This window comes from Streptomyces sp. NPDC045695 (assembly GCF_056432025.1).
In genome coordinates this window covers 512400-524902 of sequence record NZ_JBWKJU010000003.1, presented here as the reverse complement: position 1 = coordinate 524902, position 12503 = coordinate 512400, and the positions used below count along the sequence as shown (strand labels likewise).

Genomic DNA, 12503 nt, shown 5'->3' with positions numbered 1-12503 from the left:
GGGCTCAGGACTAGCCGAGGTTCTTGATGACTTCACGGACCTTGGTGTTGATCTCGGCCGGGATCGGCGCGTAGCCGTTCTCGCCGAGGATCTTCTGTCCCGCGTCGGAGGCGGCGTAGTTCAGGAAGGACTTCACGGTCGGGAGCGTCTCGGCCTTGTTGCCCTTGTCGCAGACGACCTCGTACGTCACCAGGACGAGCGGGTAGGCGCCCTCGGCCTTGGTGGCGTAGTCGAGCTTGAGGGCCAGGTCGGAGCCGATGCCGGAGATCTTGGCGGCGGCGATTGCCCTGGAGGCGTTCTCACCGGTGGCCTTGACCGGCGCGGCGGCACCGGTGTTCAGGTCGACCGTCCTGATGCTCTGCGAGCTGGCGAAGGAGAGCTCGAAGTAGCCGATCGCGCCGTCGACCTGTTTGACCTGCGCGGCGACCTGGGAGGAGCCGGAGGCGGACTGGCCGCCCGGGGCGGCCCACTTCTTCGCGGCCTCGTACGGCCAGGCGTCGGGCGCGGTGGCCTTGAGGTACTTGGTGATGTTCTCGGTGGTGCCCGAGTCGTCGGAGCGGTGGAAGGCCTGGATGGGGGTGGAGGGAAGCGTGACGCCCGGGTTGAGCTTCTTGATCGCCTCGTCGTCCCACTTCTTGATCTTGTCGTTGAAGATGTTGGCGACCGTGGCGGCGTCCAGGTTCAGCTTGTCCACGCCGGCGACGTTGAAGCCGAGGGCGATCGGGCCGCCGACCATCGGCAGGTCGATGGCCTGGCCACCGGTGCAGATCTTCTTCGACTCCTCGACCTGCTCCGGCTTCAGCGCCGAGTCGGAGCCGGCGAAACCGACGGTGCCCTGGTTGAAGGCGACGATGCCCTCACCGGAGGAGGAGGACTTGTAGTTCACCTCGACGCCGGAGCAGGCGGCCATGTAGTTCTTGATCCACAGCTCGACCGCGTTCTTCTGCGCGGAGGAGCCGGAGGCCAGCAGCTTGCCCTTGGCGTCGTCGCACTTGACGTCGCCGGCGGCGGCCGCGGAGGGCTTCGACGTGCCGTCGGCGGTCTTGGTGTTGTCGTCCGAGCCGCACGCCGTGAGGACCAGGGCGCCGGACACGACGAGCGCCCCGAGGGCGGAGGCACGAAGCACGTTCTTGCGCTGAAGCTTCACTTTCGGGTGTTCCTTCCAGATGCCGCCGGCCGCTTTCTGTATCGGGGCGGCGTGCGAAGAGGACTACGTCGGTTTGCCCGGGAGGCCGCTCGCTGTGTCCGGCGACGCGCTCCGTGCACCACCGAAACTAGGCAGAACAGGTGAAGGCGCCGACCGGGGAGAGTGAACGGACGGTGAACCGTGGCGGACGACCCGGTGCGTTCCGGCCGGTGCGCCCCCCGGGGCCATCATCCGTTATCCGGCCGTTACCTCGGCGACCGCGGGCTGCGGGAGCCAGATGTCCTGAAAGGCGCGGCGGGCCGCCTCCACCTCGTGGCGCTGGTCGGCGTGCAGCACGCCGAGGGCGTACGCCGTCGCCGGGGCGATGCGCGGGGTGCGGGCCGCCGTCGCGGAGGCGGCGGCCGCCTCGGCCGCGTCGCGGTGGCGGTCCAGGGCCGCCCCGGCGGCCGCCGGACGGGTCACGTCCCCGCCGAGCGCCTCCTGGGCGTAGCGGTGGACCCGCAGGAGACGGCGCACCTCGTGCCAGAGCCCGTCGTGGTCCGCGTCGTACGGGCTCGGCGCCACCCCGGGGCCGCCGGCCGGCGGCAGCGCGGAGACCGCCGCCGACAGCCGGGTTTCGGCCACCGCGGCCAGCGGGACCAGGACCTGCGAGACGCGCCCCCGGGCCGCGACCGGGTCCAGCGGGACCTCCGACGCCAGCACCGCCACCGCGTCCGCCACCGCGTGGAAGCGGGCGGAGCCGAGCGCGTGCAGGGTGGCCGAGTGGGCGCGCGTACGGGCCAGGGTCAGCTGCCGCTCCAGCAGGGCGCCGGCCCGCGCCGAGCCCACCGTGAGCGCGCCGGCCGTGCCGCGTGCCGCCGGGACCCGGGGGGAGCCCGACAGGCGGTGCAGCGCGTCCAGCAGCCGGGTCAGCCGGGCGGCGTACGCGTGCTCGTCGGCCAGCGTCGAGGACAGCCACACCAGCTCGGTGCGCAGCCCGTCGGCCCAGGAGGGCTCGGTCACCCCCCGGAAGGTGGCCAGGGATCCGCTGATCCGGCGCGCAGCCCCCCGCAGGCTGCGCGCCGCATCGCTTCCGTCGGCCCCGTCGGCCCCCGCCCCGGACTCCGTCCGGGGGGAGCCGCCCTCCTCGTGCAGGCGCAGCCCGCGCAGGAAGGCGGTGGCCTGGGAACGCAGGTACGCGCCGAGCACGTCACCTGCGTCCGTCGTCGCCGTCATCGGGTCATGGTTTGGCTGAGCCACGCCGGCGCCTCCGCGCGTCTATGAGCATCTCCTGTACGTGCCGCAGCGGCTGGCCCTCCGCGTCCGTGCTGTGCCGGGTCCACTCGCCGTCCGGGCCCAGGTGCCAGGAGGACGTGAGGTCGGACATGCCGGTTTCCAGCATCCGGTCCAGGGCCGCGCGGTGGGCCGGGTCGGCGACCCTGACCAGTGCCTCGATACGGCGGTCGAGGTTGCGGTGCATCATGTCGGCGCTGCCGATCCACACCTCGGGCTCGCCGCCGTTGCCGAAGGCGAAGACCCGGGAGTGTTCGAGGAAGCGGCCGAGGATCGAGCGGACCCGGATGTTCTCCGAGAGCCCGGGGACCCCGGGGCGCACGGCGCAGATGCCGCGCACCCAGATGTCGACGGGCACGCCCGCCTGCGCGGCCCGGTAGAGCGAGTCGATGAGGGCTTCGTCGACGATCGAGTTCATCTTCAGGCGCACGTACGCGGGGCGGCCGGCCCGGTGGTGGTCGGCCTCCTTGTCGATGCGCGCGATCAGGCCGTCGCGCAGCGAGCGCGGGGCGACGATCAGCCGGCGGTAGGTCTCGCGGCGGGAGTATCCGGAGAGCCGGTTGAAGAGGTCGGAGAGGTCCGCGCCCACCTGCGGGTCCGCGGTGAGCAGGCCGAGGTCCTCGTAGAGCCGGGCGGTCTTGGGGTGGTAGTTGCCGGTGCCGACGTGCGCGTAGCGGCGCAGCTGGTCGCCCTCCTGGCGGACGACGAGGGAGAGCTTGCAGTGGGTCTTGAGGCCGACGAGCCCGTAGACGACGTGGCAGCCGGACTCCTCCAGCTTGCGCGCCCATTTGATGTTGGCCTGCTCGTCGAAGCGGGCCTTGATCTCGACGAGCACGAGGACCTGCTTGCCGGACTCGGCGGCGTCGATCAGGGCGTCCACGATCGGGGAGTCGCCGGAGGTGCGGTAGAGCGTCTGCTTGATGGCGAGGACGTCCGGGTCGGCCGCGGCCTGCTCCAGGAACCGCTGCACCGAGGTGGAGAAGGAGTCGTACGGGTGGTGCAGCAGCACGTCCCGCTCGCGCAGGGCGGCGAAGATGTCGGGCGCGTGCGCGGACTCCACCTCGGCGAGGTCCCGGTGGGTGCCGGCGATGAACTTCGGGTACTTCAGCTCAGGCCGGTCCAGGGAGGCGATGCCGAACAGGGCGGTCAGGTCGAGCGGCCCGGGCAGCGGGTACACCTCGGAGGCGTTGACGTTCAGCTCCTGCACGAGGAGGTCCAGCACGCCCGGGTCGATGGACTCCTCGACCTCGAGGCGCACGGGCGGCCCGAAGCGGCGCCGCATGAGCTCCTTCTCCAGCGCCTGGAGGAGGTTCTCGGCGTCGTCCTCCTCCACCTCCAGGTCCTCGTTGCGGGTCACGCGGAACATGTGGTGGGCGAGCACCTCCATGCCCGGGAAGAGCTCTTCCAGGTGCGCGGCGATGACGTCCTCCAACGGGACGTAGCGCTGCGGTGAGGCCTCCAGGAAGCGGGAGAGGATCGGCGGGACCTTGACCCGGGCGAAGTGGCGGTGGCCGCTGGCCGGGTTGCGTACGACGACGGCCAGGTTGAGCGAGAGGCCGGAGATGTACGGGAACGGGTGCGCGGGGTCCACGGCCAGCGGGGTCAGCACCGGGAAGATCTGGTTGCGGAACAGCGTGAAGAGGCGGGCCTGCTCCTTCTCGGTGAGGTCGGGCCAGCGGATCAGGTGGACGCCCTCCTCGGCGAGGGCCGGGGCGATGTCCTGCTGGAAGCAGGCGGCGTGCCGGGCCATGAGCTCGCGCGAGCGGGTCCAGATCAGGTCCAGCACCTCGCGGGGCTGGAGGCCGGAGGCCGACCGGGTGGCGACACCGGTCGCGATGCGCCGTTTGAGTCCGGCCACGCGGACCATGAAGAACTCGTCGAGGTTGCTCGCGAAGATCGCCAGGAAGTTGGCGCGCTCCAGGAGCGGGGTCGTCGGGTCCTCGGCCAGCTCCAGCACCCGCTCGTTGAAGGCCAGCCAGCTGCGTTCCCGGTCGAGGAAGCGGTCCGGGGGGAGCTCGCCGCCGTCCTTGTCCTCATAGGTGTCCGGGTCGGCGTCGAGGTCCGGGTCGAGGTCCAGGTGGGGGCGGTGGGCGGCGATGGAGCCTATGCGGGGCGCCGCGGGCGCCGGTGCGGCCGCCTGGCCGTTCGCCCGCGCGTGGGCCTTGGCGCGGGCCTTCGCGTCGGCCTTGGCCTCGGAGTGTTCCTCCGCCTTCGCCCGGGCGGCGGCGGACAGGTGCGACGGGTGCTGGGCCGGGACCTCGGTGGGGCCCGTGCTGGGCTGGTGGCTCATGACTCCATTGTTCCGCGCACGCGGGAGGACGGGCGCGTCGGAAGCGTCGGCCGTCAGTCGGAGTCGGGGCTGCATTCAGCGACAGTCGCAAGGCCGTCTGAATGCCCGGTGAATGGCATGTGGCTTCCCGGCTCTGGCTGGGGCACGAGTCGTGGGGGTGGGGCGGCGGCAGGCGGGCCGCCTGCCCGCCCGCCTGCCTGCCCGCCCGCTCAGCTCTCCGTGCGGTACATCAGGTCGACCTCGTGGGTGGTGAAGCCGAGGCCCTCGTACACGGAGAGGGCCGCCGGGTTGTCGGCGTCCACGTAGAGCATCGCCGTCGGCAGGCCCTGGGCCGCCAGGTGGCGCAGGCCGATCGCGGTGAGGGCCTTGCCGAGGCCACCGCCCTGGGCGCCGGGGCGGACCCCGAGCACGTACACCTCGCCCAGCTGCTCCGCCGCGTGGACCTTGGTCCAGTGGTAGCCGATGAGCTCTCCGTCGCGCTCCGCGAGGAAGAAGCCCTTGGCGTCGAACCAGGGCTGCGCGATCCGGTCGTCCAGGTCCCGCTGGGTCAGCGAGCCCTGCTCGGGGTGGTGGGCGAAGGCGGCCGCGTTCGCCGCGAGCCATGCCGCGTCGTCGTCGCCGGGCACGAAGGTCCGTACGCTCACGCCCGCCGGGAGCACCGGCTCCGGCAGCGGGTCGCCCTCGGCCAGCGGCCGGCGGAGCTGGCGGAGCTCGCGGAAGAGGGTCAGGCCGAGGACCTGCGCCAGGTGCCGGGCGGCCGGCTTGCCGCCGTGGGCCCAGACCCGCAGCCGCTTGCCGGAGGCGGCCAGCAGGGCCATCCCCATCGCCCGGCCGTGGCCGCGCCCCCGCAGGGACGGGTGCACGATGAGCTCGGCGGCCGGGGCCTCCACCGGGTCGGTGTCCTCCAGTTGCCCGTACGCGGCGAGCCGGCCGCCCTCGGTGAGCAGGAAGTGCCGGATTCCCTCGCGCGGTCCGCCGCGCAGCTGGAGCCGTCCCTGCTCGGACACGGCGGTGGTGCCGTCCGTACGGGCCCCGTCCTCGATGAGGTCGACGATCGCGTCGGCCTGTTCCTCTGTCAGCTCGTCGAGGGTCTGAATCTGCCGTCCTGGCTCCAGGGCCGCTGCTGCGTCAGTCATGGCACGAGCCTACGACCGCGAGGGGCCGCGGGAGGAGTCCGGCCCGGGGGGAATGTCTCCCACGCGTAACCAGCTCGATACCCGCTACCCCCTGTCGTGCTACGCGCGTTGACCATAGGCTTCCCCGGACCTCCCAAGCAGTATCGCTGTCCACAAAGGGGACTAAATGTCAGCGACGCCACAACGGCACCGCCGAACCCGCCGGTTGACCTTCGCCGCCCTCGCCGTCACGGCCGGGGCCGGGGCGATGGTCGCCGCCGCACTGCCGGCTGGAGCCGCGAGTGGTGGCGGTGCGGCCAAGGGTCGGACCGTCGATGTGCAGATGCTGTCGTTCAACGACTTCCACGGCACGCTGGAGCCCCCGCAGGGCTCCTCCGGCAACGTGAGCGAACGTCAGGCCGACGGCACCACCAAAGCCATACCCGCTGGCGGGGTCGAGTACCTCGCGACCAGCCTGCGCGAGGCCCGCAAGGGCCACGAGTACTCGGTCACCGCCGCGGCCGGTGACATGATCGGCGGCAGCCCGATGCTGTCCGGCATCTTCCACGACGAGCCGACCGTCGAGGCGCTGAACAAGCTCAAGCTGGACGTGTCCAGCGTCGGCAACCACGAGTTCGACGAGGGCAAGGCCGAGCTGCGCCGCATGGTGTACGGCGGCTGCCACCCGGTCGAGGGCTGCTTCGAGTACGGCAAGGAGTTCACGGGCTCCGAGTTCAAGTACCTCGCAGCGAACGTCACGGACGAGAAGACCCAGCGTCCGATGATGTCGCCCACCTTCGTGTGGAAGAAGGGCGACGTGAAGATCGGCTTCATCGGCGTCACCCTGGAGGGCACTCCGGACGTCGTGACCGCCGAGGGCGTCAAGGGCCTGAAGTTCGGCGACGAGGTCGAGACGATCAACAAGTACGCCGCCGAGCTGAACAAGCAGGGCGTGAAGTCGATCGTCGCGCTGATCCACGAGGGCGGTCTGCCCGCGAGCGGCGCGTACAACTACGACTGCGACGTCCCGGGCGCCGGCGCCGGCATCTCGGGCGCGATCGTGGACATCGCGAAGAACGTGGACCCGAAGGTCGACGCGCTGGTCACCGGCCACACGCACCAGGCGTACTCGTGCAACATCCCCGACCCGGCGGGCAATCCGCGTACGGTCACCTCGGCCGCCTCCTACGGCCGGCTGTTCACGGACACCACCCTCACCTACGACCGGCAGACCAAGGACATCGTCCGTACGCCGGTCGCCTCGCCCAAGCCGGTCAACAAGGTCGTCACCCGGGACCAGCCCAAGGCCCCGGACATGACCGAGCTGATCGACCGCTGGAAGGCGCTCGCCGCCCCGATCGCGAACCGCCCGCAGGGCTTCATCGCGGCCGACATCCCGGGCCGCGGCTCGGAGGCGCCCGAGAAGCCGCTCGGCGACCTGATCGCCGACGCGCAGTTGGACGCGCTGGCCCCGGCCGACAAGGGCGGCGCGCAGCTGGCCCTCATGAACCCGGGCGGCATCCGCGCCGACCTGGCCTACAAGGCCGCGGGTGAGGAGGGCGACGGTGTCGTGACGTACGGCGAGTCCTACACGGTCCAGCCGTTCAACAACATGATGAACATCGTCGACCTGACCGGCGCGCAGCTGATCACCGCGCTCCAGCAGCAGGTCAGCGGCCCGGTCAACGGGGTGAGCCCGAAGATCCTGCAGGTCTCGAAGGGCTTCACGTACACCCTGGACATGACGAAGACGGGCGCCGACCGCGTCGTCGTCGACTCGGTGAAGCTGAACGGTGCGGCCATCGACCCCGCCAAGACCTACCGCGTCGCGATGAACGAGTTCCTCGCGGGCGGCGGTGACGGTTTCACCGTCCTGAAGGAGCACAAGAACAAGCTGGTGGGCGCGTCCGACCTGGACTGCTTCAACGCCTACCTGATGAAGTCGACGGCGGCGACCCCGATCGCCCCGCCGGCGGCGGACCGGATCACGGTCGTCAAGTAGGACCTGGAACCACCCCGGTGAGGGGCGGCGGGCCGGTCGGCCCGCCGCCCCTTCGGCGTTCTCAGAGGCCGGCGAGGAACGTCGCGACGGCCCCGTGGAAGCCCTGGGGGTCCTGGAACGGCACGAAGTGGTCGCCGTCCAGGGGCGCGTACGAAGTCCCGGGCCGCCGGGAGACCATCGCGTCGGCCACCTCCCGCGTCAGGGCCTGGCTGCGGGTGCCGTGGACGAGCAGCGCCGGGCAGTCGCTCGCCAGCCAGGCGTCCCAGTGGTCGCCGCGGCAGGCTTCGATCGAGTCGAGCTGGTCCTGCGGGTGGAACGGCAGCCGCCAGCCCGTCCCGTCGGGCAGGGGGCGCAGCGCTTGCGCGACCATCTGGGCGCCCAGGGGTCCGGCCGCGGCGAGCAGTTCCTCCTGGGTGGGCGCGGTGTAGCGCGCGCCGCGCAGGAAGTCGAACCACTCGGATGCGGCCGGGTGGATCTCCACGGTGGTGTCGACGACGATCAGCGCGCCGACCCGGTCGGGGTGGCCGGCGGCCAGGTACTGGGCGTTGAGCCCGCCGAGGCTGTGTCCGAGCACGGCCGCGGGAGCCGCGACGCCGAGGTGGTCGAGCAGGGCGACGGCGTCGGCGACGTATCCCTCGCGCCGGTAGTCGGGGGCCCGGTCGGAGTCGCCGTGGCCGCGCTGGTCAGGGGCGATGACCCGCCATGCGTCGCCGAGCGCCTGCGCGAGGCCGGTGAAGGCGGCTCCTTCGGACATGCCGCCGTGCAGGGCGAGCAGCGGGCGGCCGGGGCCCCCGAAGTCCCGGTAGGAGAGGGTGCGGTCGTCGATCTTCAGCTCGTGGCGCATGGCCGGGCCTCCGGTGGTCCGTGGATCTTCGGATGGGTGCAGCCTGCCAGGATTTGGGCAAGTGTGCAAGACGTGCGTCTAGGGCGCACGCCCAAATCCGAGCGCGCGGATACGATCCCGGCATGGGAAATCGCGAGGACCTGCTGGCCGGAGCGCGCCGCTGCCTGGAGGAGAAGGGCTACCTGCGCACGACGGTGCGCGACATCGCCACGGCCTCGCAGGTGAGCATGGCCGCGATCGGCTATCACTTCGGGTCCCGGGAGGCGCTGCTCAACCAGGCGCTCTTCGCGGCCATGGACGAGTGGGCCGCGGGATCCGGCCGGCTCACGGGGCAGGGGGAGAGCGCCGAAGCGCGGTACGCCGACACCTGGGACCGCAAGATCCGGGACTTCGGCGACATGCGCTGGCTGTGGCTCGCCAACGTCGAGGCCTTCGTGCACGCCCAGTCCTCGCCCGAGCTGCTCGCGACCCTGGCCGAGGGCCAGCGCAGGTCCCGGCGCATGGTGGCCGCGCAGCTGCGCGGGGTGCCCGAGGACGCGGTCGCCGAGGAGGACGTACGGGCCCTCGGGTCCCTGCACATCGCGCTGTTGACCGGGGTGATGGTGCAGTCCCTGACCGACCCGGAGCAGGCGCCGAGCGGGGCGGAACTCCTCCAAGGGCTGCGCACCATGGTGGAGTTGCTCGAAAAGCCGACTCCTACCGACAGGTAGTAAAGGCCGGTCCGGCACGCCATAATCCGGTCCCACCACTGGGTCGGCAAAAGGGGCGGGCATGGGCATGGGCACGGGTACGGTCGCGGGAATGGACCGGCGGGCGTTTCTGGTCGGAGCACTGGCCACGGGCGTCGCCGTCGGGCTCGGCACACCATCCGCAGCGGCCGCGGCTACGGCCACGGCCACGGCCACGGCACTCGGAACCCAGGACTGGATGGCCGGCCTCGGGGACTCCACCGCCCTGCAACGGATGACCATCCCCGGCACCCACGACTCCGGCGCCCGCCAGGGCGGCCTCTACGTCGCCTGCCAGAACACCTCGATCACCGAACAGCTCGACTCGGGCGTCCGCTTCCTCGACGTCCGCTGCCGGGTGACGGGTGGCTCCTTCGCCATCCACCACGGGTCCTTCTACCAGAACCTGATGTTCGGCGACGTCCTCGTCGCCTGCGCGGACTTCCTGGCGGCGCACCCCTCCGAGACCGTCCTGATGCGGCTCAAGCAGGAGTACTCCACGGACGGCGACGCCACCTTCCGCGCCGTCTTCGACGACTACCTCGACCGCCGCGGCTGGCGCCCGCTCTTCCGGATATCCGACACCCTGCCCTCGCTGGGGCAGGCCCGCGGGAAGGTGGTCCTGCTCGCCGACAACGGCGGCCTGCCTGGCCTGCGCTACGGCGACGGCAACGTCTTCGACATCCAGGACGACTACAACGCCGAGCCCTTCGCGAAGCGCGGCAAGATCGAGAACCACTTCCGCAAGGCCGTCCAGCAGCCCGGCAAGCTCTTCGTGAACTACACGAGCACCTCGGCGTACATGCCGCCCCGCTGGAACTCCGACCGGCTGGGCCCCCAGGTGCACGCCTTCGTCGACGGCGCGGAGATGGCCGGCCGGACCGGGCTGGGGATCGTCCCGATGGACTTCCCCAACACCCGCTCCGGCCTGGTCGCCTCACTGCTGCGGCACAACCCCGTCTGACGGCAGCCGCGGCGGCGGGGCCGGCGCCCCCGGGATGCGGAGCACCGCCTCCGTGCCCGGGCCGCCGTCGGCCGCCGCCCGCAGCTCGGCGCTGCCGCCCGCGCGGGCCGCCGTACGGGCCACGATGGACAGCCCCAGGCCGCTGCCGGGCAGGGCGCGGGCCGACGGGGAGCGCCAGAACCGCTCGAAGACGTGCGGCAGGTCCTCGGGCGGGATGCCGGGCCCGTGGTCCCGTACGGTCAGCTCGCCCGCCCGCAGCGTCACCTCGACCGCGCCGCCCGGCGGGCTGAACTTCACCGCGTTGTCCAGGACGTTGACCACGGCCCGTTCCAGGGCGGCCGCCTCGCCCCGTACGTACCAGGGCGACAGGTCGGAGCTGAAGGACAGCTCCGGACCGCGCAGCCGGGCCCGGGACAGCGCCGCCCCCGCGATCTCGTGCAGGGCCACCACCTGGAGCGGGCTCCCGGCCCCGGCGTCCGGCCGGGACAGCTCCTGGAGGTCCCCGATGAGCGCGGCGAGCTCCTTCATCTGCGCCTTGACCGAGGCCAGCAGCTCCCGCCGGTCGTCGGGCGGGATGGCCCGGCCGGTCTCCTCACTGCGCGCCAGCAGCTCGATGTTGGTGCGCAGGGAGGTGAGCGGGGTGCGCAGCTCGTGCCCGGCGTCCGCGATCAGCTGGGCCTGGCGCTCCTGGGAGGAGGCGAGGGCCGCCGTCATCGAGTTGAAGGACCGCGACAGGCGGGCGATCTCGTCGTCGCCCTCGTCGGGGATGCGGACGGTGAGGTCCTCGGTGCGCGCGATGTGCTCGACGGCGTCGGTGAGTTCGTCGACGGGCCGCAGTCCCGTACGGGCCACCCACAGGCCGGCCGCGCCCGCGCCGACGACGCCGATCCCGCAGACCAGGAGCAGCACCCAGGCCAGGGTGGACAGGGGCTTGTCGATGTCCGCGAGCGGCTTGGCCACGGTCAGCGCGGCGGGTTGCCGGTCCACCAGGGCGGGCTGGGTGTAGACCCGCACCGCGGTGCCGTCGGAGGTGGTCGCGTCGTAGAGGACGGCCCCGCGCCGGCGCTGGGCGACCTCCAGGTCGAGCTTGGTGACCTCCAGGGTGTTCTTGCCGTCGACCCAGCAGTGCCGGCCGTCCGCCAGCACGATCTGCACCTGCGCGCTGAGGTTGTTCGCGGGCCGGTCCGGCAGGGCGCCGCCGCTGACGCAGCCGATCGCCCCGTACACCTGGTTGGCCTGCCCCTCCGCGTTGGTGGCGCGCAGCGTGCTGTCCAGCTGGTCGCGGAGCTGGGTGCGCACCATCACCCAGGACACGGCGGCGACGGCGGCCACGGCGAGCGCCACCGCCACCGTGACCAGCAGCGCCAGGCGGGAGCGCAGCGGCAGTGCGCGGAACCGGGCGGCCGGGCCCGTGCGGCTCACTCGGGCCCGCTCTCGCCGGCGCGCAGGACGTAGCCCACCCCGCGCACGGTGTGGACCACGCGCGGCTCGCCGCCCGCCTCGGTCTTGCGGCGCAGGTACATCACGTACACGTCCAGGGAGTTGGAGCTGGGCTCGAAGTCGAAGCCCCAGACGGTCTTCAGGATCTGCTCGCGGGTCAGGACCTGGCGCGGGTGCGCGAGGAACATCTCCAGCAGCGTGAACTCGGTACGGGTCAGCTCCACCTGGCGCCCGGCCCGCGTGACCTCGCGCGTCGCGAGGTCCATGCGCAGGTCGCCGAAGGTCAGGGCGTCCTCGTGGCCGCCCTCGCCGCCGGCCGCGTAGGAGCTGCGGCGCAGGAGGGCGCGGACCCGGGCGAAGAGTTCGTCGAGCTCGAACGGCTTGACGAGGTAGTCGTCGGCGCCCGCGTCGAGACCGGTGACGCGGTCGCCGACGGTGTCGCGGGCGGTGAGCATCAGGACGGGCGTGACGCTGCCGGCGGCGCGCAGCCTGCGGGCGGCCGTCAGCCCGTCCATGCGCGGCATCTGGATGTCCAGGACGATCAGGTCGGGGGCGTAGGAGGCCGCCTTGTCGAGGGCGTCGAGCCCGTCGACGGCGGTCTGTACGGCGTACCCCTCGAAGGCGAGGCTGCGGCGCAGGGCCTCGCGCACGGCCGGCTCGTCGTCGACGACGAGGATCCGGGCTTCGCCTTCGGCGCCCAT

Annotated in this window: 10 protein-coding genes; 3 read left to right on the top strand and 7 right to left on the bottom strand. The window is 72.2% G+C overall.

Annotated features, from left to right (window positions below; genetic code table 11):
* Window positions 1–10: 10 nt before the first annotated feature.
* From pstS to mshD, 4 genes are all read right to left on the bottom strand, one after another.
* On the bottom strand, window positions 11–1147 hold the full coding sequence (pstS, locus tag AC07DU_RS08800; RefSeq protein WP_479110397.1) for a phosphate ABC transporter substrate-binding protein PstS: 1137 nt from the start codon (window positions 1145–1147) through the stop codon (window positions 11–13).
* A 234-nt stretch (window positions 1148–1381) separates the two neighbouring features.
* A complete protein-coding gene (locus tag AC07DU_RS08795) occupies window positions 1382–2386 on the bottom strand; it encodes a CHAD domain-containing protein (RefSeq protein WP_479110395.1) in 1005 nt (334 codons plus the stop codon).
* Entirely contained in the window at window positions 2367–4709 is a 2343-nt protein-coding gene (locus tag AC07DU_RS08790; RefSeq protein WP_479038189.1) for an RNA degradosome polyphosphate kinase, read from the bottom strand. The genes AC07DU_RS08795 and AC07DU_RS08790 overlap by 20 nt, the downstream gene beginning before the upstream one ends.
* A gap of 209 nt (window positions 4710–4918) precedes the next feature.
* Window positions 4919–5845, bottom strand: coding sequence for a mycothiol synthase (mshD, locus tag AC07DU_RS08785; protein WP_360894321.1), 927 nt, complete (start codon window positions 5843–5845; stop codon window positions 4919–4921).
* Window positions 5846–6011: 166 nt separating this feature from the next.
* Between mshD and AC07DU_RS08780 the strand changes: the two genes are divergently transcribed.
* On the top strand, window positions 6012–7826 hold the full coding sequence (locus AC07DU_RS08780) for a bifunctional metallophosphatase/5'-nucleotidase (protein ID WP_468955389.1): 1815 nt from the start codon (window positions 6012–6014) through the stop codon (window positions 7824–7826).
* A 61-nt stretch (window positions 7827–7887) separates the two neighbouring features.
* On the opposite strand, the gene AC07DU_RS08775 is transcribed toward AC07DU_RS08780, so the two are convergent.
* Complete coding sequence (locus AC07DU_RS08775; RefSeq protein ID WP_479110393.1) at window positions 7888–8670, bottom strand: alpha/beta fold hydrolase; 783 nt, start codon at window positions 8668–8670, stop codon at window positions 7888–7890.
* 122 nt (window positions 8671–8792) lie between these two features.
* Between AC07DU_RS08775 and AC07DU_RS08770 the strand changes: the two genes are divergently transcribed.
* Window positions 8793–9380: a TetR/AcrR family transcriptional regulator gene (locus tag AC07DU_RS08770; protein ID WP_392064031.1), complete on the top strand. Its 588-nt coding sequence runs from the start codon at window positions 8793–8795 to the stop codon at window positions 9378–9380.
* A gap of 61 nt (window positions 9381–9441) precedes the next feature.
* The gene (locus tag AC07DU_RS08765) at window positions 9442–10362 is read left to right on the top strand and encodes a phosphatidylinositol-specific phospholipase C (RefSeq protein WP_479110391.1); all 921 of its coding nucleotides are present in this window, start codon (window positions 9442–9444) and stop codon (window positions 10360–10362) included.
* Here AC07DU_RS08765 and AC07DU_RS08760 read toward each other — a convergent pair.
* The gene (locus AC07DU_RS08760; protein ID WP_453374400.1) at window positions 10336–11784 is read right to left on the bottom strand and encodes a HAMP domain-containing sensor histidine kinase; all 1449 of its coding nucleotides are present in this window, start codon (window positions 11782–11784) and stop codon (window positions 10336–10338) included. The genes AC07DU_RS08765 and AC07DU_RS08760 overlap by 27 nt on opposite strands.
* Window positions 11781–12503 carry a response regulator transcription factor gene (locus tag AC07DU_RS08755; protein WP_479110445.1) on the bottom strand — a complete coding sequence of 241 codons (723 nt, stop codon included), beginning with the start codon at window positions 12501–12503 and terminating at the stop codon, window positions 11781–11783. The genes AC07DU_RS08760 and AC07DU_RS08755 overlap by 4 nt, the downstream gene beginning before the upstream one ends.

Excerpts from the sequence above, each read along its gene's own strand:
- AC07DU_RS08790 (WP_479038189.1), bottom strand. The coding sequence starts at position 4,709 with ATGAGCCACCAGCCCAGCACGGGCCCCACCGAGGTCCCGGCCCAGCAC.
- AC07DU_RS08770 (WP_392064031.1), top strand. The coding sequence starts at position 8,793 with ATGGGAAATCGCGAGGACCTGCTGGCCGGAGCGCGCCGCTGCCTGGAG.
- AC07DU_RS08765 (WP_479110391.1), top strand. The coding sequence starts at position 9,442 with ATGGGCATGGGCACGGGTACGGTCGCGGGAATGGACCGGCGGGCGTTT.
- mshD (WP_360894321.1), bottom strand. The coding sequence starts at position 5,845 with ATGACTGACGCAGCAGCGGCCCTGGAGCCAGGACGGCAGATTCAGACC.
- AC07DU_RS08755 (WP_479110445.1), bottom strand. The coding sequence starts at position 12,503 with ATGGGCGCCGAAGGCGAAGCCCGGATCCTCGTCGTCGACGACGAGCCG.
- AC07DU_RS08775 (WP_479110393.1), bottom strand. The coding sequence starts at position 8,670 with ATGCGCCACGAGCTGAAGATCGACGACCGCACCCTCTCCTACCGGGAC.
- AC07DU_RS08780 (WP_468955389.1), top strand. The coding sequence starts at position 6,012 with ATGTCAGCGACGCCACAACGGCACCGCCGAACCCGCCGGTTGACCTTC.